Annotated in this window: 12 protein-coding genes; 8 read left to right on the top strand and 4 right to left on the bottom strand. The window is 41.0% G+C overall.

The features are described 5' to 3' along the window. Positions 1–174 precede the first annotated feature (174 nt). From KO530_RS16615 to KO530_RS16625, 3 genes are read left to right on the top strand one after another with little or no spacing between them, the layout of a single operon-like run. Positions 175–4,671: a hybrid sensor histidine kinase/response regulator gene (locus KO530_RS16615; protein WP_252729335.1), complete on the top strand. Its 4,497-nt coding sequence runs from the start codon at positions 175–177 to the stop codon at positions 4,669–4,671. Then, positions 4,661–6,430, top strand: coding sequence for a two-component system response regulator (locus tag KO530_RS16620; protein WP_216049582.1), 1,770 nt, complete (start codon positions 4,661–4,663; stop codon positions 6,428–6,430). The genes KO530_RS16615 and KO530_RS16620 overlap by 11 nt, the downstream gene beginning before the upstream one ends. A gap of 11 nt (positions 6,431–6,441) precedes the next feature. Continuing rightward, entirely contained in the window at positions 6,442–9,462 is a 3,021-nt protein-coding gene (locus KO530_RS16625; protein ID WP_216049583.1) for a sigma 54-interacting transcriptional regulator, read from the top strand. A gap of 6 nt (positions 9,463–9,468) precedes the next feature. Here KO530_RS16625 and KO530_RS16630 read toward each other — a convergent pair whose 3' ends face one another. Then, positions 9,469–11,538: a response regulator gene (locus KO530_RS16630; RefSeq protein WP_216049665.1), complete on the bottom strand. Its 2,070-nt coding sequence runs from the start codon at positions 11,536–11,538 to the stop codon at positions 9,469–9,471. Between the two features lie 630 nt (positions 11,539–12,168). On the opposite strand from KO530_RS16630, the gene KO530_RS16635 reads away from it, so the two are divergent. Further along, on the top strand, positions 12,169–13,062 hold the full coding sequence (locus KO530_RS16635; RefSeq protein ID WP_252729336.1) for an MlaA family lipoprotein: 894 nt from the start codon (positions 12,169–12,171) through the stop codon (positions 13,060–13,062). Next, positions 13,052–15,439 (top strand): efflux RND transporter permease subunit, encoded by a 2,388-nt coding sequence (locus KO530_RS16640; protein ID WP_216049585.1) that lies wholly within the window; start codon positions 13,052–13,054, stop codon positions 15,437–15,439. Before KO530_RS16635 ends, KO530_RS16640 begins: the two co-directional genes overlap by 11 nt. An 84-nt stretch (positions 15,440–15,523) precedes the next feature. Here the strand turns inward: KO530_RS16640 and KO530_RS16645 are convergent, their stop codons facing one another. After that, a complete protein-coding gene (locus KO530_RS16645) occupies positions 15,524–16,066 on the bottom strand; it encodes a hypothetical protein (RefSeq protein ID WP_216049586.1) in 543 nt (180 codons plus the stop codon). Positions 16,067–16,103: 37 nt separating this feature from the next. Beyond that, complete coding sequence (locus KO530_RS16650) at positions 16,104–17,108, bottom strand: YHYH protein (RefSeq protein WP_252729337.1); 1,005 nt, start codon at positions 17,106–17,108, stop codon at positions 16,104–16,106. Between the two features lie 673 nt (positions 17,109–17,781). Here KO530_RS16650 and KO530_RS16655 point away from each other — a divergent pair. From KO530_RS16655 to KO530_RS16665, 3 genes are all read left to right on the top strand, one after another. Next, positions 17,782–19,503, top strand: a complete 1,722-nt coding sequence (locus KO530_RS16655; RefSeq protein ID WP_216049587.1) for a purine-cytosine permease family protein — start codon at positions 17,782–17,784, stop codon at positions 19,501–19,503. A 13-nt stretch (positions 19,504–19,516) separates the two neighbouring features. After that, positions 19,517–21,031, top strand: coding sequence for a mannitol dehydrogenase family protein (locus KO530_RS16660; protein WP_216049588.1), 1,515 nt, complete (start codon positions 19,517–19,519; stop codon positions 21,029–21,031). 85 nt (positions 21,032–21,116) lie between these two features. Then, the gene (locus KO530_RS16665) at positions 21,117–22,064 is read left to right on the top strand and encodes a PfkB family carbohydrate kinase (RefSeq protein ID WP_252729338.1); all 948 of its coding nucleotides are present in this window, start codon (positions 21,117–21,119) and stop codon (positions 22,062–22,064) included. Positions 22,065–22,151: 87 nt separating this feature from the next. On the opposite strand, the gene KO530_RS16670 is transcribed toward KO530_RS16665, so the two are convergent. Next, complete coding sequence (locus KO530_RS16670) at positions 22,152–23,081, bottom strand: histone deacetylase family protein (protein WP_216049589.1); 930 nt, start codon at positions 23,079–23,081, stop codon at positions 22,152–22,154. Positions 23,082–23,125: the final 44 nt, after the last annotated feature.

The following is a 23,125-nucleotide window of genomic DNA, read 5'->3' on the forward strand; positions in this document are numbered from 1 at the left end:
CAGTATGCTTAAAGTGGCTTTATATAACCTTGCGTTAGGCTTGAATACTAGGTTAAACGCGCGCTTTTTAGGCTATTTACAGCAATTCATTGGCATACGTATTTCATTAGGTTAATCTAATTTAAAAACGATGAGCAGTGAAGAAGTATGTTGAAAAGAGGAATATTGGGTTATTTGTTTTTTCTGTTATTAAGTAGCAGTGCAGTTGCCGCAGATGCTCCTAATTTCAATTTCTCCTCAGACGATTTAACTAAGCAGCTAGCTCAAAAAAGTGTACGACAGATATACCACGATAGTACTGGCTATATGTGGATAGTTACCCAAGTAGGCGTCAGTCGTTACGATGGGTATCAATTGTTACGTTTCGTTCATGATCCTCGAAATGATACATCTCTTAGTTCGGATAACGCCTTTGCAATTATTGAAGATCACCAAAAGCGTTTGTGGATAGCCACTGACGGTGGTGGGCTTAACTTGTTCAACGCTGCCAAACAAACGTTTACAGCTTGGACAGAAGCCGATAATTCTGCTTCTGCACCCACATCAAATAGACTTCAAACGTTATTCTTAGACTCCCAAAATTTTATTTGGATTGGTTATCGAAATGGTAATTTTAGCCGTTTTAATCCTGATGACATGATTTTTGAGCATTTTAATACCCGAGAGCTTCTACCTGAGCTTGAAAAAGATGCCTCTATTACATCCATTGTTGAAGATGAAGAGTACATTTGGCTTGCCACCAATGGAAATGGTTTAATTAAATTCCACAAGCAAAAGCAAACCGTAGAGCGATTATTTTCGGGGCCAAATTCAACATTTTTTAGTAACTCGTTAAAGCAACTATTTGTTGATGCCCAACAAAGGTTGTGGATAGCCAGCCAAGACGCTGGTGTGATAGTTGCCGATCCTAAAAAATTAAAGTTCTCTAATTGGCAACATCATGAAAATCTAAAACATAGTTTACCTTCCAATCTTGCTTATGCGATTTTTCAGGACCACCGTCAACGTATCTGGATTGGCACCGATGCTGGCGTTGCGCTTTGGGATGGCAAAGATGGTTTTGACACTTTTACAACCGAAGATGGGGTGACCGATAATATCATCTTGTCAATTCAGCAAGATTCTACTGGGTTAATTTGGCTGGGTACCTTTAACGGTATTACCAAAACCATTGAAGTACCCTTTGAGCATATAGCGAAAGGATTAGCGAATAACGTTGTTTTAGGATTTGCTGAAACCCATGCAAGTGATGGTGTATCGTCAATTTGGATAGCCAGTTATAGTGGGTTGACACAGCTAGATGCGAACGGAGAAGTAATTCAAATCATCAATAAAGAAACTCAACCAGCGTTACGGGACGCAAGAGTTACAGCGGTTCTTGGTGAAAATAATATATTGTGGTTCGGGACTCGGGGGTCGGGGTTGGGAAGACTCAATGTCGATAACAATCAAATAGAGTTCTTTTCCCATGATCCCGCAAATCCTGATAGCCTAAGTTTCAATGGTGTCACCAGCGTTTTAGCCGATAATGCGGGCAATATTTGGGTAGGAACCTTTGGTGGTGGCTTAAATTATTTGCCTGCGGGAAGCGATCAATTTGTGCATTATCGGCATGATGAAAATGACCCAGAAAGCATAAATAGTGATCGGGTTTTGGCTATTTATCAATTGCTTGATGGCACTATCGCTGTTGGCACTGTGTCCGGTATCAATTTACTTGATTTGGCTGACAGTAAATTTCAACGTATTGAGCATATTCCTGAGGATATTAATAGTTTGTCCGCTGCGACGGCATGGACCTTTTATCAAGATTCAAAAGCACAATTGTGGGTTGGCACTCAGGGGGGCGGGTTAAATAAATGGCTGCCTGAAGATATGCAAGCAAACAACAATAACTTTACACACTATGACAGTTTTAGTGGTCTTCCAAGCAGTCATATTTATGCAGTTTTAGATGATAACAATGGCAACCTTTGGTTAAGTAGTACTGCAGGGTTAACTCGGTTAAATGTCGAATCAGGTAAAACAAGACATTTTGATAGTTCTCAAGGATTAAAAGAAAGCGAATTTAACTATGGTGCGGGCTTTAAAGATAGTAACGGGTTTATGTATTTTGGTGGTATCACTGGCTTTATTCGTTTTCATCCCGACCAGATAAAAGACAGTTCAGTGGTACCTCCTGTGGTGGTGGTTAGAATCAAAAAATTGAATGAACAAGTTTGGTTTGATGTGCCTTATCAGCAGTTACAGCAGCTAGAATTAGACTACAAAGATTATTTTATTTCATTTGAATTTGCAGCCCTTGACTACAATGCGCCGGGGCTCAACGAGTATCGATATAAATTAGACGGACTTGATTCCGATTGGATTGAACTAGAAAATCGACGCATTGCAACATTCACCAATTTACCGGCTGGAAACTACACACTTAAAGTGCAGGCGAGTAATAACCAAGGATTGTGGAATACAGAAGGTATTGTATTGCCGATAAATGTGCTCCCTCCACCTTGGAAAACAATGTGGGCTTACAGCTTGTATGCGCTCATTGTGATTCTAATTGTGCTAAATACTATGTGGCGCTACCGACTTAAACGTTTGGCCGAGATCCAGCAACTGATTGACCTAGAAGAGAAGGTTGAAGAACGTACCAAAGAGTTACGACATGCCAATGCGCAACTTGAAACCAGTATGCAAGAAACAGAAAAAGCCAGAAAGTTAGCAGAACAAGCCAGTAAAGAGAAAAGTGATTTCTTAGCTATCATGAGTCACGAAATTCGCACTCCAATGAATGGTGTACTGGGCATGACAGAAGTATTGTTAAGCTCTGATCTTAAACCTAAACAACAGCATTTTGCCCAATTGGTGTATCGTTCGGGGCGGTTGCTTCTCGATTTACTCAACAATATTTTAGATTTTTCCAAGCTTGAAGCCGGTAAAGCGACTCTGGAGTCAGTGCCAGTTGATCTTGAGGCTTTGGTTGAAGAGGTGTGTGATTTGTTTAGTGAGTCGGCCTATAACAAAGGCTTGTACGTAAACGCTATTCTATCTCCAGATCCTCTCCCTGAAGTTTACGCCGACCCAGCTAGATTACGACAAATCATTGCAAACTTAACCAGTAACGCGATTAAGTTTACAGAGCAAGGCGAAGTGAATGTCAGTATTAGGCGTGTTCCTTGTTATACCTCCCATGCAGATTCTTCGGAAGCGCCCAATAATTACAGTGGTTTTGAAATAAGCATTCAAGATACTGGTATAGGTATGGCACCTGATCGACAACAGAAAGTCTTTGAAATGTTTACCCAAGCAGATGCCTCTACCACCCGAAAATACGGCGGGACAGGATTAGGCCTAGCGATTTGTCGTCAGCTTACCACGTTAATGGGCGGTAACATTGATGTGCAATCTACACTAGGGCAAGGCAGTACATTCAGCCTCGAAGTTGATTTGCCATTAACCCACAACCAGGTTATCGAGTATACGCCAGAGACTCGTTTTCCCACTGTACATTTGGTGAATCTTAACGGTGGTTTAGGACTGGCAGTTACTAATATGTTGAGCAAATTAGGTGTTAAAACCTTACATGTGCAACGAGTTAACGGACAATTAGCCTCTGCAAAGGATGGTTTATGGATCAGCCTTAGTGAATATGAGGGGGCAATACAAGAAGCGCAAATCCCATTGCAAAAATGGATATGCTTGTTGCCCTCCTCACAGTGGCAAGAAAACGATAAACGCAATATTTTGCCGCTACCTATTCATTTGAGTGAACTACAGGCAAGTTTACATAAAGCCATAGGTCTTAAAAGTGCAGATCGTCAGCACAGCAATAACGACTACCCTAATCATCAGAAGTTTAATGCGAATATCTTGGTAGCAGAAGATAGTTTAACCAATCAAGAGGTAGCGAAAAGCATGTTAGGCATGCTTGGTTGTGAAACATGGTTGGCAGATAATGGCGCAGAAGCGGTTGAACAAATAAATCTACGTCAACCTGATTTAGTGTTGATGGATTGCCAAATGCCTATTATGGATGGCTACAAGGCCACCATGGAGATCAGGAAAAACTGGCCGGAGATTCCAATTATTGCACTAACTGCTGGTATGGGAGATGATTTACGCCAACAATGTTTAGGGGCAGGCATGAATGATGTTATGACTAAGCCCTTTTCATTGCGAGAACTTGAACATACTTTGACGCGCTTTTTAGGCTCTGTAAAACAACCTCAGGTCAATGATTCACCAGACAGTGAGCACGATAGTCTAAATGCCCCTCATAGTGGGAATAGCGTAGCCAGCGATGAAGAGCCAGAATCGGAGTTAATCGATATGGCAACGGTGGATACGTTATTGAAAATTAGTCGAGATACCGGAAATCCAGTATTTGTAAAAGTGTTGGATGCATTTACCCAAGAAGCTGAAAAATTAATCACACAGCTGTTTACACAAGTGAATAGTCCAGACATGGATTTGCATGAGGTTGCAGAAATTGCACATGCCTTAAAATCGATGTCAGGAAACTCTGGCGCTAAGGCATTGTATCAAATATGTCAAACCTTAGAGAGCATGTCAAAACAGCAACAATCGGAAGGAATCGATACTTTAGCACACAGTATACAAGCTACTTTTTTACAAAGTTGCGAGCAGTTGGAGACATTCAGAAATGTCAGTTGAATCAAAAATTAAAATTCTAGTGAGTGACGATGATCTCACCGCGCGAATTTTAATGAAAGAAACACTTAGCAGTGAAACCATTGAAGTGCTTGAAGCCGAAAATGGGAAACGCGCTTTGGAGCAGTTTGAGAAGCACTCTCCTTCACTGATTTTGCTAGATGTTTCTATGCCAGAAATGAATGGATTTGAAGTATGCGAAAGGATCCGCAGTTTAAAAAGCGGCGAGCATGTTCCTATCATTATGGTAACAGGTTCAGATGATTTGGAGTCTATTCACCGCTCATATGCGGTAGGGGCAACTGACTTTATTGCCAAACCCATTAGATGGCCAATTTTGGGTGAAAGAGTTAAGTACATCCTCCGTGCGAGTCAAGCCTTTGCAGATTTAGTTACGCAGCAAAAAGAACTCCATCAACTGGCTTTCTATGACACTTTGACTGGCTTGCCTAATCGCCAATACTTAATGCAAGATTTGCAACGTTTTCTTGCTTTAGCTCAGCGTAAACAACATCAAGCCGCAATGTTATTTATCGATCTTGATCGGTTCAAGCGGATAAACGACACCATGGGGCACAGTAATGGCGACAAATTACTGCGCAAAGTGGCTCATCGCCTTCAGACTAATTTACGGGATAGTGACGTTTTTGCCCGCGTTGGGCAGAGTCTCTCTTTAAATCAACCACAACTTTCCAGTTTTGGTGGGGATGAATTTACTATTTTTTTAAATGGGCTAAACGATGCGAATGAGGCCACCTTAGTTGCTGAAAGAGTTATTCGTAGCTTCAGTAAGCCGTTTCAACTAGAACAGTTTGAAGTGGTAATTACACCCAGTATTGGTATTTCGATGTTCCCTAATGATGGAGAAGACGCCGAGACCTTACTTAAAAATGCAGACACAGCGATGTACTCTGCCAAACAGGCAGGCCGCTGTTGTTATAAGTTTTACCGTGACTCAATGAATGCTAAAGCTGCCGCTCGATTACAACTCGAGCAAGATCTACGTCAAGCACTCAACGCCGGTGAAATCATACCTTTTTACCAACCACAAGTTTGTGCGCAAACGGGACACATACTGGGAGTTGAAGCGCTCGTAAGGTGGTTGCCAGCAAATGGAGGAATGATTCCGCCAGATGAATTTATCGCTATTGCCGAAGAGACCGGTTTAATTAATGTTTTGGGACAGCTTGTATTAGAGCAAAGTTGCCAGCAAGCCAAAATCTGGATGAACAACAATACGCCTGTCAGAGTGGCGGTGAATGTCTCAGGTCATCAATTTAGACAACATAATTTTACCGAAATCGTAGCTGAGGCCCTGCGTAACAGTGGATTACCAGCAGAGTTACTCGAATTGGAGTTAACTGAATCGGTGATTATGAGTGATGCCGAAGAAAATATTGCACGCTTGATTGAATTAAAAACCTTAGGGGTAACGTTAGCCGTCGATGATTTTGGAACGGGTTACTCGTCGTTGAGTTACTTGAAAAAATTCCCTATTGATATATTAAAAATTGATCGCTCATTTATGTGTGATTTGGACTCTGCACCTGATGATGTGGCGATTGTGGAAGCTATTTTAGCCCTTGCTCAAAGCTTGAATCTCGGTGTGATCGCCGAAGGTATCGAAGATGCTGGGCAAATAGAAATATTAAAGGATAGTAAACATTTATTGTTGCAAGGCTATTTATTCTCACGGCCATTGGCAGCTGAATATATAGCTCCTTTGTTAACTCAGAACTTTACTCACCTTATGCAAAAATAAGAATAATAACAATGAAACCTTGCAAGTCTGATGAAGCTGTTGAAGAAAATAAAGAGCAAATAACACTATTTATTGATGGTGATTTAGCCGCAGATTCAGCATATTCCGCGGCGATTTCTGCGCTCCAACACACCTTTGCTGCAAAGTACGATTTCGTTATTACAGCACTGGCTGAGCAGAGTTTGCCAACGACAATGTTATTGCTTTGTCAAAATGAAGAGCACGGGACTTCTTTGAGCAACAGATTTAACTTGCATAGCTTGCAGGTATTTTGGTTGCCACAAGACCCCTCATATCAACCGTTAAAACCATTAATAAACGGGCACTGGTATTTAGACTGGAAACAACCACCTACAGTCTTGCCAGTACTGTCGTTAATACAACAGCAGCATCGATTGCTGGCGGATTTCTCCACCACCAAGCAAAAACTATCGATGTTAACTGAGTGTTTAGGGGAAATGTCTTTGACCCTAAATTCACATGGCCAAATAATTGAAATGAATGCGCCTTTACTAAAGGTTATGGGGGAGTCTGGGAAGTCAGTAATCGGTCAAACATTGCTTTCGTGTCTGAACATTCCCTCTTCAATCGCTAAACGTCGAATGACACAAACTTTGGCTGATTTAAGTCGTACTCACTCAATGACTAGGTTGCCACCATTTCCTGTTCAATTGAAAGATGCAGTGGTTATGCTCGATGGCTTTGTTGGCCCTTTTAATCATGATGACACTTTATTGATTTTACGGCAGATCGCTAGTTGGCAGAATCAGGAGTGGTTAGAACAGTCGGCCGCAAAAAATACACCGGTAACGCTTTTGCTGGTGAATCCCGACGATTTTGCGGCATTTAATCAACAATATGGCCGCGATATAGGCGATCAAGTTTTAGCTGAAATTATACAATGTATGTCGGATTTATTGCGTTCCGCTGATTTTGCTAGCCGCTTTAGCGGAGCTGTATTCGCTGCTCATCTACCAGAAACGAATGAACAACAAGGTCAGGTTTTAGCATCTCGCATGCGTGAAATGCTGCGTAAAAAACGCTTTTCAGCTAAAAAAGTTAATTTGGATTTTAGTTTTGGCTTAGCCACTATTGAGTCAGAAGAACAGCTTAACGAACATTCTCCGTTAGAGCTTTTTCGACGAGCAAATGCCGCGCTACAAGCCGCGCGAAGCATCGGAGGCGGCACATTAGTTTGCTGGCAACCGAAATTCGACGCTAACATATTGGCTAATTTAGATCGCATGAGTGGTAAGTTTTCTGATGCCGCCGATGACGACTTCAAACTCATTACGCTGCAATGGGATATTATTCGTATTATCGGCAGTACACACGATTTGCAAAGCTTTTCTGAGCAAGTCTGTCAGCTCATCAGCAGCGGAATGTCATCGATGTATGCCGGATTATATTTAACCAAAGGCGATGGTTTAATTAATTTATCTTGCGCAAGTGAGCCTAAAGTAGAGGTGAAAAGTGTCCATCAATGGGTTACCACTAATATCCAGGTCGATAATCTAGATAATTTGACCGCTGTACCTTTACTTGAGCTGAACGCCACTACGCTTCAAGCTTCTGTACCTTTAGTGACTCGCGGTAAATGCCTAGGGGTTATTGTCTTGCGTTGGCATAGCAACCAGCAACCTGTGGCTAAAAAATACACTGAATTACTACAACAAGTCTCGGCGAACTTAGGTACTGCCATTGATCGAATTATATTGTTGGATCAAAGTCATAAACAGGGCAACAGCCCAGCGAAAAGTGAACCTGATAATCATCAAACCCACGAGTTGTTATTTGAATCTGCTGCGATGCGCACCTTGATGCAGCAGGTACAATTAGTAGCCCCAACAGATGCATCTGTGTTGCTTATCGGTGAATCAGGAACTGGTAAAGAAGTGATAGCCAGACAAATCCATAATCACGGATTACAGCCCAATAAACCCTTTATCACCGTCGATTGCAGTACCATAGTTAAACATCTGATTGAGAGTGAGCTTTTTGGGCATAGAAAAGGAGCCTTCACTGGAGCCACCAGTGATCAACCAGGAATGATTGCGCAAGCTGACGGTGGTACCTTGTTTCTAGATGAGGTAGGGGAGTTACCACTGGACATACAATCAAAATTATTGCGCTTCGTACAAGAGAAAACCTTTGTTGCCGTGGGCGATCAAAGGGTAAGGAAAGTGGATGTTAGACTGGTATTGGCAACCAATCGCAATTTATCAGATGAGGTGGCCGCAGGTCGTTTTCGTGCTGATCTTTACTACCGAATTAACGTTTTCACGTTAAATTTGCCTCCTTTGAATCAGCGTGGCGAGGACACCTTGCTGTTAGCGCGACATTTTTTGAAGAAGTTTAGTCAGCAATACAATAAACCAATTCTCGATATTTCGTCATCAGCAGTCGAGACATTACGTCGTTACAGTTGGCCTGGCAACGTAAGAGAACTTCGAAACTGTATTATGCGGGCTGTTATAACTTGCCCCAGTGACTATTTAGAATCTGAGCACTTGAGTCTACAAGCGCCATCTTTAGAGCTGCAGCCCTCAGCTTCTCATGCCACGCCGAGTTTACAGACTGTAGAGCTTACCCAAGATGACGACGAAGAGCTGTTGCCCGCTTTAACCGTGTTGCTAAACAAAGTTGTCTGTCTGGCCATTCAACAACCAACATCTTTTCCGGTCACTGTTTGGTTAGAAAAACTATGGATTGAATTGTGTCTACAAAAATGGGGAAGCCTTTATCAAGTCGCACTCAAAGTTGAGCAGTCAGAATCGACTTTACGAAGACGCTCTGCAAAATTAAAAGATACTGCAATTGATCACCCTCTATTAGAAGAGTTAACTGTTGAATGCAGCTCGTTGCTGCAACGCTTCCTGGATGGAGAAGCAATCCCCAATCTGTGGTCTACCTTAGAATCTACAATGTATGCAATTGTCGTTAGGCAACAGATAACCCAACAAGCAAAAGCCAAGTTATTGGATGTAACTCAACCCACTTTGCGTAAAATAATGCAACAATACCAAGGTTAATTTGGGTTAGTCTTTTAAGTACTTTTGAATCATAGAGAGCAGCGATACTTTATCAATTGGTTTGGACAGAAAATCGGTCATGCCTGCCGCTTTGCACTTTTCTCTATCTTCAACGTAAGCATTAGCTGTGAGTGCAATAATTGGCTTATTAAAGTTTAACTTTGTTTTTAATTTAACCGTCGCAGTTAAGCCATCCATAACAGGCATTTGTAAGTCCATTAAAATCAAATCAAATTGTTCAAATATACAGGCGTTAATAGCTTTTTCACCGTCGCTTACAATTGACACATCGTAACCAGCAGCTTCAAGCATTGTTTTGACCACTTCAGCGTTAATTTCATTGTCTTCGGCAACCAAAATTTTAAAACTACTTTGTGATGGTTCAGCTTTAGAATCCTGCAGTAAATGAGTTTTTTGTAATTGACGTAAATCACCCTCTAATTCTTGTCTGATAATAGGCTTAGCATGGGTGCGCCATATTACTTTTCGCACGTCTTCCGAACATTCTAAATCTTCGATAAGTGCTGAGACCAAAATGATGTAGGGGAGTTGCGTCCCCTTTTGTCTTAACAGTTCTTCAATTAAATCAACACCGCTCAAACCAGGCATCGATAGGTCGAGGATTAAGATGTCAAATTGTGAGGTGTCGGTGGTTAAAAATTGTTCCGCAGAATTGAAGGTAGAGGTGTTCATACCTTGTGATTTGGCAACATGCTCAATATATTCTCTGCTCGTAATTAAATCATCGACAATGGCACACTTTAAATGCACTTGTGAGTGAATGTTTTCGACTTTCTCACTGTCTATTTCAATCGGTATTGATAGCGTAAAGCAACTGCCCTTAGCTAATTCACTTTGCACCGTGAGTTCACCTTGCATCAAATCAGCTAACTGCTTAGTGATAGCTAACCCCAACCCTGAACCTCCAAACAATCTAGTGGTGGATTGTTCTGCCTGCTCAAACTTATTAAAAATAGAAGACAGTTTTTGGGCTTCGATTCCAATCCCAGTATCTTTAACACTAATAGACAGCCAATACTTTTTGTTTTTAACGTTCACGCCAACAGAAAGGGTTATGCTGCCAACGTCGGTGAACTTAATGGCATTATTCAATAAGTTGTGCATGATTTGCGATAACCGTGTAGGGTCGCTTATGACACGAGTGGGCAAACTGGTTGTTTTGTGAAAATTGAAGTTTAAGTTTTTTATTCGACAATTTGCTGACTGCACGGATGCAACGTCATCGAATAGCTGAACTAAATCAAATGGTGTCCGTTCAATGCGTAACTTACCCGCTTCAATCTTTGACAGGTCAAGTACATCATTTATCAGCACCAACAATTGTTTGCCAGCGCTTTTAGCCTTTTTTAAGTAGTCATTACTTTTACTTGGATTATCGATGGCCAACTCTATCATGCCAAACAAACCGTTCATTGGGGTTCTCAATTCATGGCTCATATTGGCTAAGAATTCAGATTTCGCTTTATTGGCCTGTTTTGCCTGACGTGCTGACTCTTCGGCTTTGTGCAACGTTAAACGCAGCGACGCCAAACTACTTGTAATTTTGGCTTCCATAGGTCGAAAAATTAGAAGAGCTTCAAGCACTAATAATAGCAAGGTAAATAACCACAAAAACAATTCAATGTTTGCCACTCGCTCAACTCGTTCGCGCGCAGCCAACTCAAATTCCTGCACAACTTGATTAAGGGCAAAAAGAAATTTGTCGGTTTCAGTTGTATTAAAGTGTGAAGGGATAGCTCCACATGTGTCAGCAAGGCTACTAAAATTGAGTGCCGCTTCAGCGTAGTTTTGGCTTTTTAAATTTAACCCAAACTCACCAAAATACAGCTCTTGTACTTTAGCGGGCAAGTTTGGTAACTCACTTAGATAAACGCGATTACGCTCAAATGTTTCAACTGTGGATTGTAGCGCCTGACTTTGCTGCGATTTGTCAGCTGGACAGGTTGATAGTCGAGTGACAAACAGCGCAATGCGTTGCGACAGCATGCGTTGTTGGCCTGCAATATTGACGATATAAGCATCATTCAATTGTGCTTTAATTATATACCGCAACATTAATGCAGAAACAGAGACTGTGGCCGCCACTAGGAAAAGTGCCACTATATAACGTGCTCTAATTGTTAAGTGTTTACTAAATAGAGTGGTTAACACATGATTTGCTTCTTTGAGATCGCTTATCAACTAGATTAGAGAGACGTGTGATAAATGCAACCCTTCGCGAAAAATTTTCGCCAAATTTAATATGAGAAAATGAACCCTAATTTTTGAGTAACCGCGCCTTTGTTGTTTTATTACAAAGTCGACTAGGCCTTAATTACTGTAGCTATTTCTGCTTGAGAGTAAGTTTTACAATTTTCTTTTCACTGAGGCCGCTATTAGTCATCCTAATCTGTGTTTCCAGTCCTTGATTAAACACATTGTATGGCCTAATTTTTTAATCATCAGCAGCTATTCGAAAACAGCGTAGGTAACGGATTTACTAGTCTGCCAATAATATGATCCGATATTCACCTGGATAGCGTACATCCTAATGCTATTAACTTTACAAGCATAAAAAAGTCGTAGCACTGTTTGGCAAGTATATTGCTATTTCAGATTAGTTCGCGCAATGGGAGTTGGCCAAAGCGTTGTCGACACACCTGTAGTTCTACAATTGGATGAGAACACCTTATGTTGGATTCAAATATGCTAAATCCGTTAAATAGATACATCAAATTGGTATGCTTAATCAGTGTTCTGGTTGTCAGTGGATGCAGTTCTAGTCGTGTTGAGCAAGTCGATGCACAACCTCCAAGTAACCAGCAGATTACTATCAATACCTCCCAAGGGGAGCAGGTATTAACGCCTACAGTGGTCACTTATGATCCTGTTACGTTTGCGGACCCTTTGGAGTCAATCAATCGGCCTATTTTTGCTTTTAATGATGTTGTGTATCGTTATTTTCTAATCCCAGTTGGCAAAGGCTACGATGCTGTAGTGCCAGATCCTGTGCAAACCGGCATTGGTAATTTTTTCAGTAATTTACGGGAACCTCTCAATCTTTTAAATAATTTGGCCCAAGGTGAAGGTAAAAAATCGGGAACCAATTTGGGAAGATTTTTAATTAACTCTACTGTGGGATTGCTGGGTTTGTTTGACCCAGCCGATGCTTGGTTTGATATGCCGGAAGAAACCGCAACTATAGGTGATACTTTGGCGTCGTATGATGTTGGTTATGGCAATTATTTGGTGTTACCTATCCTCGGTCAGTCAGATTTCAGGAACGCCTTTTCTACTCTTAGTGAAAGTATTTTGAGTCCCGTTCATGTGATTTCTGACTCGCCTGAATCAAGCTATTTACAAGGACTAGATGGTTTCAACGACTTTGTCCCTACAGCTCCCTCTTATGAAGAATTAAGAGCGCAATCTGATGATCCTTATACTTTTTTCAGAAATATGTATCTTCAGAGCGTAGAAAGGGATGAGCAATTTGAAGGTGCGCCTCAACAATTTTCCCCTTCACCTGCGAACAGTGAAAAAAATCGTAATAAAACCACTAATCTAGATTCACAGCAGAGGGCGGACAGTAGTGAAAAGTAATTTAGCGCAACTGTTGATCCGTCACAGCAAATGGATTCTGCTCGCATTTGTTATCTTGGGAATTATTGCGGCCTATTTTGCACAGCGATTTAGAATTGATGCTTCAGCAGATACATTATTGGTAAAGGACAATCAGCTTTATATTGAAACTCAGGTAATGAATCAAAAATTCTCGCCGGATGAATTTATACTTGTGGCTTATGAACCGAAAAATCACGCTGTTTTTTCAGATAAAACCTTCGAGCAACTTCAGCAACTTGGCGATGCTTTCTCGGCATTTCCCAGAGTTAAATCGGTAACCCACATACTCAATGTTCCGCTGCTCAGCAATGCCACATCGTTAAGTGCCGATTTAGATCCAGATGCATACACTTGGGAATCACAGCGTTATTCAGCACAACAAATGCAACAAGTTTTTCAGGACCATCCGTTGTTTACTGATTTACTCGTCAATAAAAAGCAAAGCGCGACTGCTATCCAAATCGTATTCAAAAAAAATCGCCAATTAGTCGAGATTCAAAATCAGATCACAGATATTCAAAAAAATGCCCTTGAAAGGGAGTTAAGTAAGGATGAGCAAGAAAAAATAGACCAACTAAAAGCGCAAGCTGATCCGATCGACCAAGAACTGAAAGCGCAACGCAAACAAGAAATAGACAAAATTTATGAAATTACCGAACAATATCAACAAGACGCGAGTTTCTATTTAGGCGGGGCTTACGTGTTAGGCCAACAAATGATTGATATTATTAAGCGCGATCTTGTGCTATTTGGCAGTGCTATTGGTGGAGCTATTGTGGTGATGCTATTTATTTTATTTCGCCGCGTACGCTGGGTAGTATTACCGGTCGTATCTTGTAGTTTGAGTGTTCTATTAACGGTGGGAATCTTTGGTTTATTAGATCTGCGGACCACTGTTATTTCCTCAAATTTCATCGCTTTGCAGCTTATTCTGACTTTAGCTGTAATGATTCACTTGATTGTAGAGTATCGACAACTGGCTGTGAAAAATAGTCAAGACAGTCAATCCGAGTTATTAGAACAAACCTTAAAAAACAAGTTTAAGCCTTGTCTTTATGCTGGGTTAACCACCTCTGTTGGATTTGGATCTTTGCTATTTAGCGGGATTCAACCTGTGGTTAGTTTCGGTTGGATGATGATAGTCGCTATGATTATCTCTATTCTGGTGAGCTTGTTGCTGTTTCCTGCATTTCTATCGGTTTTATCCCATAAAGACGAAAGCGGTGAAAATCGAGTTACTCAAAAAATTATCAACGGCTTCACTGCGCTTAGCTTAAATTATGCAAAAACCATTGGCGTCTTGAGCCTAGTGCTGGTGGGGATATCCGTCATTGGGATTATGCGTTTGGATGTGGAAAATAGTTTTTTAAACTATTTTAAAGAGTCAACAAAAGTGCGCCAGGAGTTAACGTTTATAGACCAAGAGTTCGGGGGCTCTACGCCAATGGATGTGGTGTATACGATTCCCAATGAACAACAAGACAAACAACTAGTGTTAACTGCGGAGTCTGTCCAAACATTACAAAAAATCCAAGCCGTGTTGCAAAGTTATGATGCCATGGGCAATGTGACTTCGGTATTCAATTTTACCGAATTGGCGATGCGAATAAATGATCAAAAGCCGTTAACCGAGTACGAATTAACAGCCATTTATACTTTGGTGGATAAGTCGCTTAAAGATAAATTGTTAGGTGCGTATTTCGACCCTAAAACCAATCAACTTAGAATCAGTACTCGGATTAAAGACAGCACAGCTGATTTTAATCGTGCTGAATTTTTAGAAAATCTCAAAGCCGATATGCAAACAATTGGTGTCGATAAGCAAGACTATGTTTTAACCAACCTGTTTGTGCTGTATCAAGACATACTACAGCGTTTGTTTAAATCCCAAATTATGACGTTAGGATTAGTCTTTATCGCGTTATTCTTTGTTTTATTTGCGATATTTCGGTCGGTGCGCATTGCGCTGGTTGCCGTCATTCCCAACATTCTTACCACTATGACTATTTTAGGTGTGATGGGCTTGTTGGCAATTCCATTAGATTTAATGACGATCACCATATCGGCCATCGCTATGGGGATTGCGGTAGATGATACCATCCATTTTATTCATCGATATCTTGAAACCCAAAAAAGTTCAAAACCCGCTGAAGCGATTAAAAAAACCTTCAACAGCGTGGGTTACGCACTATTATTCACGACGACCATCATCACAATTGGCTTTGCATTGTTAAGCTTCTCTGATTTTGTACCTAGTATCTTGTTTGGGTTATTAACTGGCTTGGCGATGCTAATGGCGCTGTTGACTGATTCAACGTTGTTACCGGTGTTATTAAAGCGTTTTGTGAAAAACTAGTTTTGGATAACAAATTGTGTAACCCAAAGATCCCCTCTGCATCAGTAAGACTGAGCAGAGGGAGTTTAGTTTAATCAAGAAGTTTTATTCAAACAGCTGAGCCGACGAAACCGTTGGGGTCAAGACGAAGCTGTGTTTTTCGGCTTTTTGTTTGTTTTTAGCCGTGATTTCCAAATTTTGCTCGGAAGGGGAGGTGCCAAATATATTGGCGTGGAAAGTGAGTTTTTCAGCGTCACTTTTAAGGGTAAATTTACCCATCACTGTTATTTGAGATAAGGGTTGCACCTGAGATAAAGATTGCTCTTCAGCATGATGATCAATAACCGGTGAAAGTATTATCGACTCTACCGCTATATTGCCGTGCTGGTCACTCATGCTTATTTGCTTTTTAACTTGCTGCGTGATTGTGGTTCGCTGATTATTAAATTCGATCATCGATACCACACCATCCTTATTCTCATCGATGTTTTCGATGCCAGAAACAGGTAGCGATAACACCATATACACATCATTTTCAATAAAGTTTAAAGTTCCGTGCTGAGCAACCATTAAGTGGGCGTTTACCGGTTGAAGTATGCCGTAGCAAAATAGCAAAGCCGCCATCGTTAAAACTGCAAAATTATTCATGATGAGAGACGCTGTCTTTCGGTTTGACGCTAACATATTACAATGACCCTTTTATGCAACGTTGAAAAAATGGATAAGTATCAGTAGCAAAATAGTGGTAAATGCCTTCAGGAAATTCTGGCGTAACACCAATGCGACCATTACATTCGTCTAAGTCACCAGAGCCCTCAACATATTCCCAGTCTTGTAAGAAAGTGCCAAGTGGGTAAGTGTCAGTGGAAGGTCGACTATCACTAACTGACTCTACCAATTGATAGCTTCCCGTCATGGACGTTAGTTCTGAGCTGGCATCCAAGGCATCACTGTAGCCGTATCGGGCATAAATAGGGAAACCATCAGCGGCCCAACCAATGAGGGTCATCGCGTTGCTATTGCCATTTTGCAGTGTGATAAAGCCTTCTGGCATTCCGTGATAGTGATATGTACCATCAGGTTGCACGTGAGCATTATTGTCATCGGTACCAAAATCAAACACATTTTGACTTAGGGCTTCGATACTCCAATTTCCACTATTGTCGATTAGACTGCAGTCGTCACCTGAATCGTTACAACTTCCAGCAGTATCAGCGTCTATTTTTACGCCATTAAGCACATAGCCAACGGCACCTCGAGGCCCGCCTAATTGAGTCACATTGGTCGACTCTGTTGGTGCTAACGTATAGCTGACGGACACAGATTGTTCTGAAATCGTATTGGGATTACCAGCATTTGGGAAGGTACCTACAACGTGATCGGGTATACCATTGGCGGTTAAGTTACGATTGGTGCCATCGCAAGACCAATCAGCATAGCTCGTAGCAGAAACTGATTCTGAGTCGTTGTATTCGTTATAATAATAAGTACACAGCACACCATCGGTTGAGTCACTTGAATATGCAGTCCCATTGTCGTTACTCGTAGTGTCTTGATCGGAAGACGTTTGCTCTGAATCTGTCTCCGTTGTCGCGGTGCTTTCTCCATTGCATGCTGTTAACCAGCAAGACAGTGCTGCTACCGTCAGTAAATTTATAGAACAGGTTTTAAACCTATGTAACATTCTCATCAGTTAGATCCCTATAAGTTAACCATTGTTGTTAATCATGCATTGTCATAAATCTTGTACTGAGAGCTTAAAAGAGCAATGTGCAGAAGCGGTGCACAAACAGCGAAATTAATGTGGAAGTCGCGAAAACATCAATTTCAAGTAATGAAATGGGATATCTGCTAGCAAGATGACGCACACAATTTTCGCCATTTTGTGTTTCTTTCTTTTGTTCTTTTGATATTCGAGGGATTAGATTCTGGCTGCGAATTAAATTATTAACATTCAATTTGTCAAAAATAATTAACATTTTAATGCTTAGTGAAAAGCTATTCTAATATCGATTTTAATGTATCTTAAATTATCGTATCTAATTGAATACTATAAATAATAATTTGAATTTCAGGTGTGTTATGAGATGCCTGAAAAGTACTTCAACTTTAACAAAATAGTAAATTCGCAACTTTTTTTAGGTTATTTAATTAACAATATATTGACCTTTACAGATAATTTGTGGGAATATGCTCACAACATGAGCATATGCGCATAATGGGGTTTTCTTTAGAAAACCTGAAATGATCAGTAAAAGCGAATCAATAGCATGGTAATGCCGTACTAAAACTATTATTTTGATTCATTTATTTTTATTGGGACCGACTAGCCCACAACTACAATATAACGACAGGTAATAAATATGACACCTGATAAATATGAAATTAATCTGAATACTGTTGGTGAAGAGCAACTACCTATTCCTAAACATAAGTTAAAGGGATGGACACATTTTTTAGGCTTATATGCTGGTGAGCATGTTGCCGCTACTGAATTTGTCATTGGAGCCACATTTGTAGCCCTCGGCGCTACTATGTCAGATATTTTACTTGGTTTGTTGATCGGTAACGTTCTCGCGGTGTTGAGTTGGACATTGATAACTACGCCAATCGCCATTGAAACTCGCTTGAGTTTGTACACTTATTTGCAAAAAATAGCCGGCAATTCGATGACGACCCTATATAACTGGGTCAATGTCATCATTTTTACGGTTATCTCAGCAGCAATGATTACGGTTTCTGCGACAGCCGTGAGATTCGCCTTGAATATCCCGGCGCAACTCAATTGGTATCCCACTAATTTATGGTTTGTGTGTGTAGTACTAGCGGTTGGAACCATCGTTGTTTTAGTCGCCATGTATGGTTTTACAGCGGTCTCTAATTTCTCGCGTATTTGTGCTCCTTGGTTATTTGTCATGTTTGTGTGTGGCCCGTTAGTTCTATTACCTGCACTGTCTCAACATGTACTAGGTGATACCAGCTTGAGCGGTTGGGCTGATTTTATGGAAATTGGTAGCTTATCGGTGTGGACAGGTGTGAACGCGAATGGCGAACCTGGTATTGGACTGTTGGAAGTGATTGGTTTTTCTTGGGCGGCCAACACTATTACCCACGTGGGTTTGATTGATATGGCACTTTTACGTTATGCGAAAAGACGTGCATATGGTTTGTGTACCTCAGCAGGCATGTTATTTGGACACTATATTGCTTGGATTTCTGCAGGAATAATGGGGGCAGGCACCGCTATCATTGTGAAAAAATCCATTATTGAATTAGATCCTGGTGACGTTGCTTTTCAAGCGTTAGGCCTATCGGGCTTAGTGATCGTCATTGTGGCAGGTTGGACTACTGCAAATGCCAACCTGTACCGCTCAGGTCTTGCTGCGCAAGCTATTTTTAAAAACCAATCTAGAAACAAAACGACCTTGATTGTAGGAATTGTTGCCGTCATCATCGCCTGTTTCCCCTTTGTATTTAACAAAATGCTACCGCTATTAACCTACGCCGGACTGTTAGTTGTGCCCGTTGGCGCAATCGTATTCACGGAACACTTTGTCTTTCCACGTATAGGTTTCACGCGTTACTGGGTTACCTTCAAAAACCTTACTCACAGTGTGCCCGCCGTCGCGTCATGGGGTCTTGGGCTGACATTTGGGTTTGGGTTAAATGCGCTTGATGTGTTGTCTTTTTATTACTTATTTATCCCAACTTGGTTTTTCACAACTGTGTGTTACATAGTGTTGGCAAAATACCACGGCGCATCGGAAGAATATCCACACGAGAAACAGCAAATGGAAGTGTTTGAACAACGTGTAGAAGAATTCCAAGAGCAACAGGCTAGTCTGGAGCCAGACGTGCGCATCGATACTTCATTGTTTTCGAAAGTTCTTCAGGTAGTGTCCATTGGTAGCCTAATAATCACGACTATATTTGCAATTAAAACCATGTTTTTCAGTTCGGGTATACCCGCATATGAAGCCAATCGCGATCTGTTTCAAACTGTTGGTTTCGTCTGCACTATTACTTATTTCATTACTGCATATTGGAATATGCAGCGTAAAAAACAATTAACTACGCAAGCGTAGAAGGGGAAGGTTAATGAATACTCAATCCAATGTTCGTCTAAATGAAGATAACCTTCACCATCTACCTAGCGGTATTTCGGTGCCCAATTACGACCGTAAAAAAGTCAAAGCTGGAATTGTGCATGTAGGTGTTGGTGGTTTTCACCGTTCTCATGAAGCTTATTATACCGACGCTTACATGAATCAAACGGGCGACCTTAATTGGGGTATTTGCGGGGTCGGATTAAGAGATGCTGATCGCAAAATGAAATCAATTCTTGAACAGCAAAATTACCTTTACACGCTAATTGTAAAACATCCTAATGGCACGATAGAAAATCAGGTGATTGGTTGCATGACCGATTTCTTGATGGGATGTGATGAGCCTAATTCGGTCATCCAGAAAATGGCGGATGTCGATACCAAAATAGTTTCGCTAACGATTACTGAAGGTGGTTACAATTTTAATCCAGCGACCAATGAGTTTGATTTTGACAATCCTGATGTCATTCATGATTTAGCGAATCCATTTGCTCCTCGTTTAGTTTTTGGTTTTTTGACAGCTGCACTGAAACTGCGTATGGAAAGGGGGCTACCTCCTTTTACGGTGCAATCTTGTGACAATATTCAGCACAATGGTGATGTTGCCCGTAAAATGTTGCTGGCGTACAGCCGAAAAGTTGATTTTGAGCTGGCCAAATGGATTGAACAAGAAGTTCCGTTTCCCAATGCCATGGTCGATCGCATTACTCCGGTAACAACCCCAGCTGATATTAATTATTTGGCATCGAAAATGGGGGTATCAGATGAATGGCCAGTCACTTGCGAACCTTTCCATCAATGGATAATTGAAGATAAGTTCAGCGTAGGTAGACCGCAGTGGCAGAAAGTTGGAGCGCAATTTGTTGCCGATGTGACACCTTACGAAAACATGAAAATAAGACTGTTAAATGCAGGCCATTCAGTGCTTGGTATTTTGGGGTCAATCCATGGTTTTGAGACGATTGATGAGAGTATTCAAGATCCTGTTTTCCGTCAGTTTTTGCAATTATTTATGGACAATGAAGTCACGCCTATTTTGCCTCCGGTAAGTGGAATTGACTTAGATGAGTATAAACAAACGTTACTAATTCGCTTTGCAAACCCGAATATTAAAGATCATTTAACGCGAATTTGTTCTGAAAGTGCTTCGAAATTGGCGACTTTCTTAATTCCAACTATCAACGATAATTTGCGTCAAGAAGGCGATATCCAGTGCGCTGCACTGGTATTAGCTGCATGGTGTTATTACAGCGACAAACAGACTGATCGTCACGGCAAAGAGATCACTATCATAGATGTGATGTCTCAGCAGTTGCATGTTGCAGCCGCTAAATATGCAGTGAATCCCGCTTCGTTTTTGGAAATGACTTCAATTTTTGGAGATTTAAACAAAAACCAAGGTTTCATGGACGTCTATAAAAAACACTTAAAGGCGATCTATACCGATCCAAATGTGAAAAAACACATGCAGTCAATTATTAATAGCACAGCGTTAGCGGTATCTTAGGGATACTAGAGTTAATATTTGTGCTTTTGCATAACGTCGGCTAGCTTTAGTCGACTTGGCTTATTTTTAGAATTTTGGAGTTACTATGGCTATTCCTAAAGTTGCCGTATTTGGTGAGGCGTTGTTTGACATGATTCAGCAACAAGATGGAAGTTATCAACCTTTCATCGGTGGTTCACCGTTCAACGTGGCTAGAAGCTTCGTTAAACAAGCAATTGACTGTACTTATTTATCACCCATATCGACGGATTATTTAGGTGAAAAAATCCATAGTTCAGTCATTAGTGAAGGAATTCATGTTCCTGCAAATAATCGTTCAAGCAAAAATACGTCTCTTGCTTTGGTGTATAAAGCTGAAGATGGAAAACCGAACTACCGTTTGTATCGAAAGTCAGTTGCAGATTTAGATATTACCTCAGAAAAACTATTATCAATGCTGCCGGATGATCTTGACCTTTTTCACACCGGCTCTCTAGCAATCGTGCCTGAAATGCTCGAAGTGTTGATTCCAGTTATTACCACTTTGAAGTCACGTGGCGTGAAAATTAGTATCGATGTTAACGTCCGGAAAGGCGTTGAAGAAAATCATCATCAATACGTAGCGTCGATATGGCGATTCGTAGAGTTCGCCGATATTGTCAAGGTGAGCGATGAAGATCTGCAGCTAAAAGGCCTTTACGGTAAACCAGAATTTCATGCTAAATCTATGCTCGATAGAATGGAAAATGGCATGGTAGTTTTAACTTTGGGAGAGGGCGGATCGCACCTAATAACCGATCAATACAATTTATTTCAAGCAGTCCATAAGCCGGCTGTGTTTGGTGATACGGTAGGGGCTGGTGACACGTTTTTCTCTGCCATGCTTGCGCGCCTGTTAAAAAATGATGCGCTTTGCACCTCTGCCCCTGAAGAAACTTTGATGGATGGTCTAAGGTTTGGTGCTGTGGCTGCCGGTCTAAATGTTGAAAGCATAGGTTGTAATCCTCCTACTTTTGAACAAGTAGAAACCCTCATAAGCTCGCTAAACAAATAAATTCTGCAAATTACTCCCCACCAGTGGTAGCCACACAAGATGATTGTGCTGGCTGCCAATATCAACGCCCTTGCAGCATAGTAAATCTTAGATCTTCATTAACGTTTTAATATGTGCAATAGCACCTGTTCTAAGTGCCGATAAACTATACCCACCTTCTAAAAATGAAACTATTTTTCCGTCGCAACAGGTATCTGCGATGTCCATGATTTGCTGAGTTAACCAAGAATAATCCGAGTCTAACAAATCCCAATCTGCAAGTGGGTCGGTATGATGACCATCAAAACCAGCGGAGATAAGAATTAGTTCAGGTGCAAATTTTTGTAGTTCAGGCAACACCCGTTCAGCGTAACATTGTCGAAATGTTTGAGAATCGGTGCCGGCTGGTAATGGGTAATGTAAGCAATTTTCAGCGGCTTTTTCAGGTATGGTGTAAGGATAAAACGGATACTGGTATGAAGATAAAAATAGTATTGCAGGGTCATTTTTCAGAATGTCTTCAGTGCCATTTCCATGATGTACATCAAAGTCTAAAATTGCAATGCGTGTAAGATTATATTGCTCTTTGGCGTAGGTCGCCGCAACCGCAATATTGTTGAAAAGACAAAATCCCATGGCTTGATCTTTTTCGGCATGATGACCTGGTGGTCTTACGGCACAAAAAGCATTTTTAAATTTTTGATTGAATAAACCATCAATAGCAACTATACCTGCACCAGCAGAAAATAAAGCAGCCTCGAAAGATGCATGATTCATTTTCGTTTCATCATCTACCGGAAAGTACTGGCCTTTTGGCGGTGAAAATTGTTCAATCTGTTCAACATGGCGCGGAGTGTGAGTTTGCTTTAACAGATCTTTAGATACTTTTTGTGAAGGGATATTGAGTATGAAGTCAGCCAATCCAAATTGAATTAAGCCATCTTGGATTGCATGCAAACGAGCTGGGCTTTCAGGATGTTCATCTCCCATTTCATGGAGTAAACAATTAGGATGTGTAATAAAAGCCGTAGAAGACATAAAATAACCCTATAAGTTGTATGGGATAATGATAGCAAAACAAA

This window comes from Aliiglaciecola lipolytica (genome assembly GCF_018860635.1).
Classification (GTDB): Bacteria; Pseudomonadota; Gammaproteobacteria; order Enterobacterales; family Alteromonadaceae; genus Aliiglaciecola; species Aliiglaciecola lipolytica_A.

What these genes read in the sequence shown, in the direction of transcription:
- KO530_RS16630 (WP_216049665.1), bottom strand. Translation starts at nt 11,538, where the DNA reads ATGTTGCGGTATATAATTAAAGCACAATTGAATGATGCTTATATCGTC.
- KO530_RS16635 (WP_252729336.1), top strand. Translation starts at nt 12,169, where the DNA reads ATGCTAAATCCGTTAAATAGATACATCAAATTGGTATGCTTAATCAGT.
- KO530_RS16660 (WP_216049588.1), top strand. Translation starts at nt 19,517, where the DNA reads ATGAATACTCAATCCAATGTTCGTCTAAATGAAGATAACCTTCACCAT.
- KO530_RS16670 (WP_216049589.1), bottom strand. Translation starts at nt 23,081, where the DNA reads ATGTCTTCTACGGCTTTTATTACACATCCTAATTGTTTACTCCATGAA.
- KO530_RS16625 (WP_216049583.1), top strand. Translation starts at nt 6,442, where the DNA reads ATGAAACCTTGCAAGTCTGATGAAGCTGTTGAAGAAAATAAAGAGCAA.
- KO530_RS16655 (WP_216049587.1), top strand. Translation starts at nt 17,782, where the DNA reads ATGACACCTGATAAATATGAAATTAATCTGAATACTGTTGGTGAAGAG.
- KO530_RS16645 (WP_216049586.1), bottom strand. Translation starts at nt 16,066, where the DNA reads ATGAATAATTTTGCAGTTTTAACGATGGCGGCTTTGCTATTTTGCTAC.
- KO530_RS16665 (WP_252729338.1), top strand. Translation starts at nt 21,117, where the DNA reads ATGGCTATTCCTAAAGTTGCCGTATTTGGTGAGGCGTTGTTTGACATG.
- KO530_RS16650 (WP_252729337.1), bottom strand. Translation starts at nt 17,108, where the DNA reads ATGAGAATGTTACATAGGTTTAAAACCTGTTCTATAAATTTACTGACG.
- KO530_RS16620 (WP_216049582.1), top strand. Translation starts at nt 4,661, where the DNA reads ATGTCAGTTGAATCAAAAATTAAAATTCTAGTGAGTGACGATGATCTC.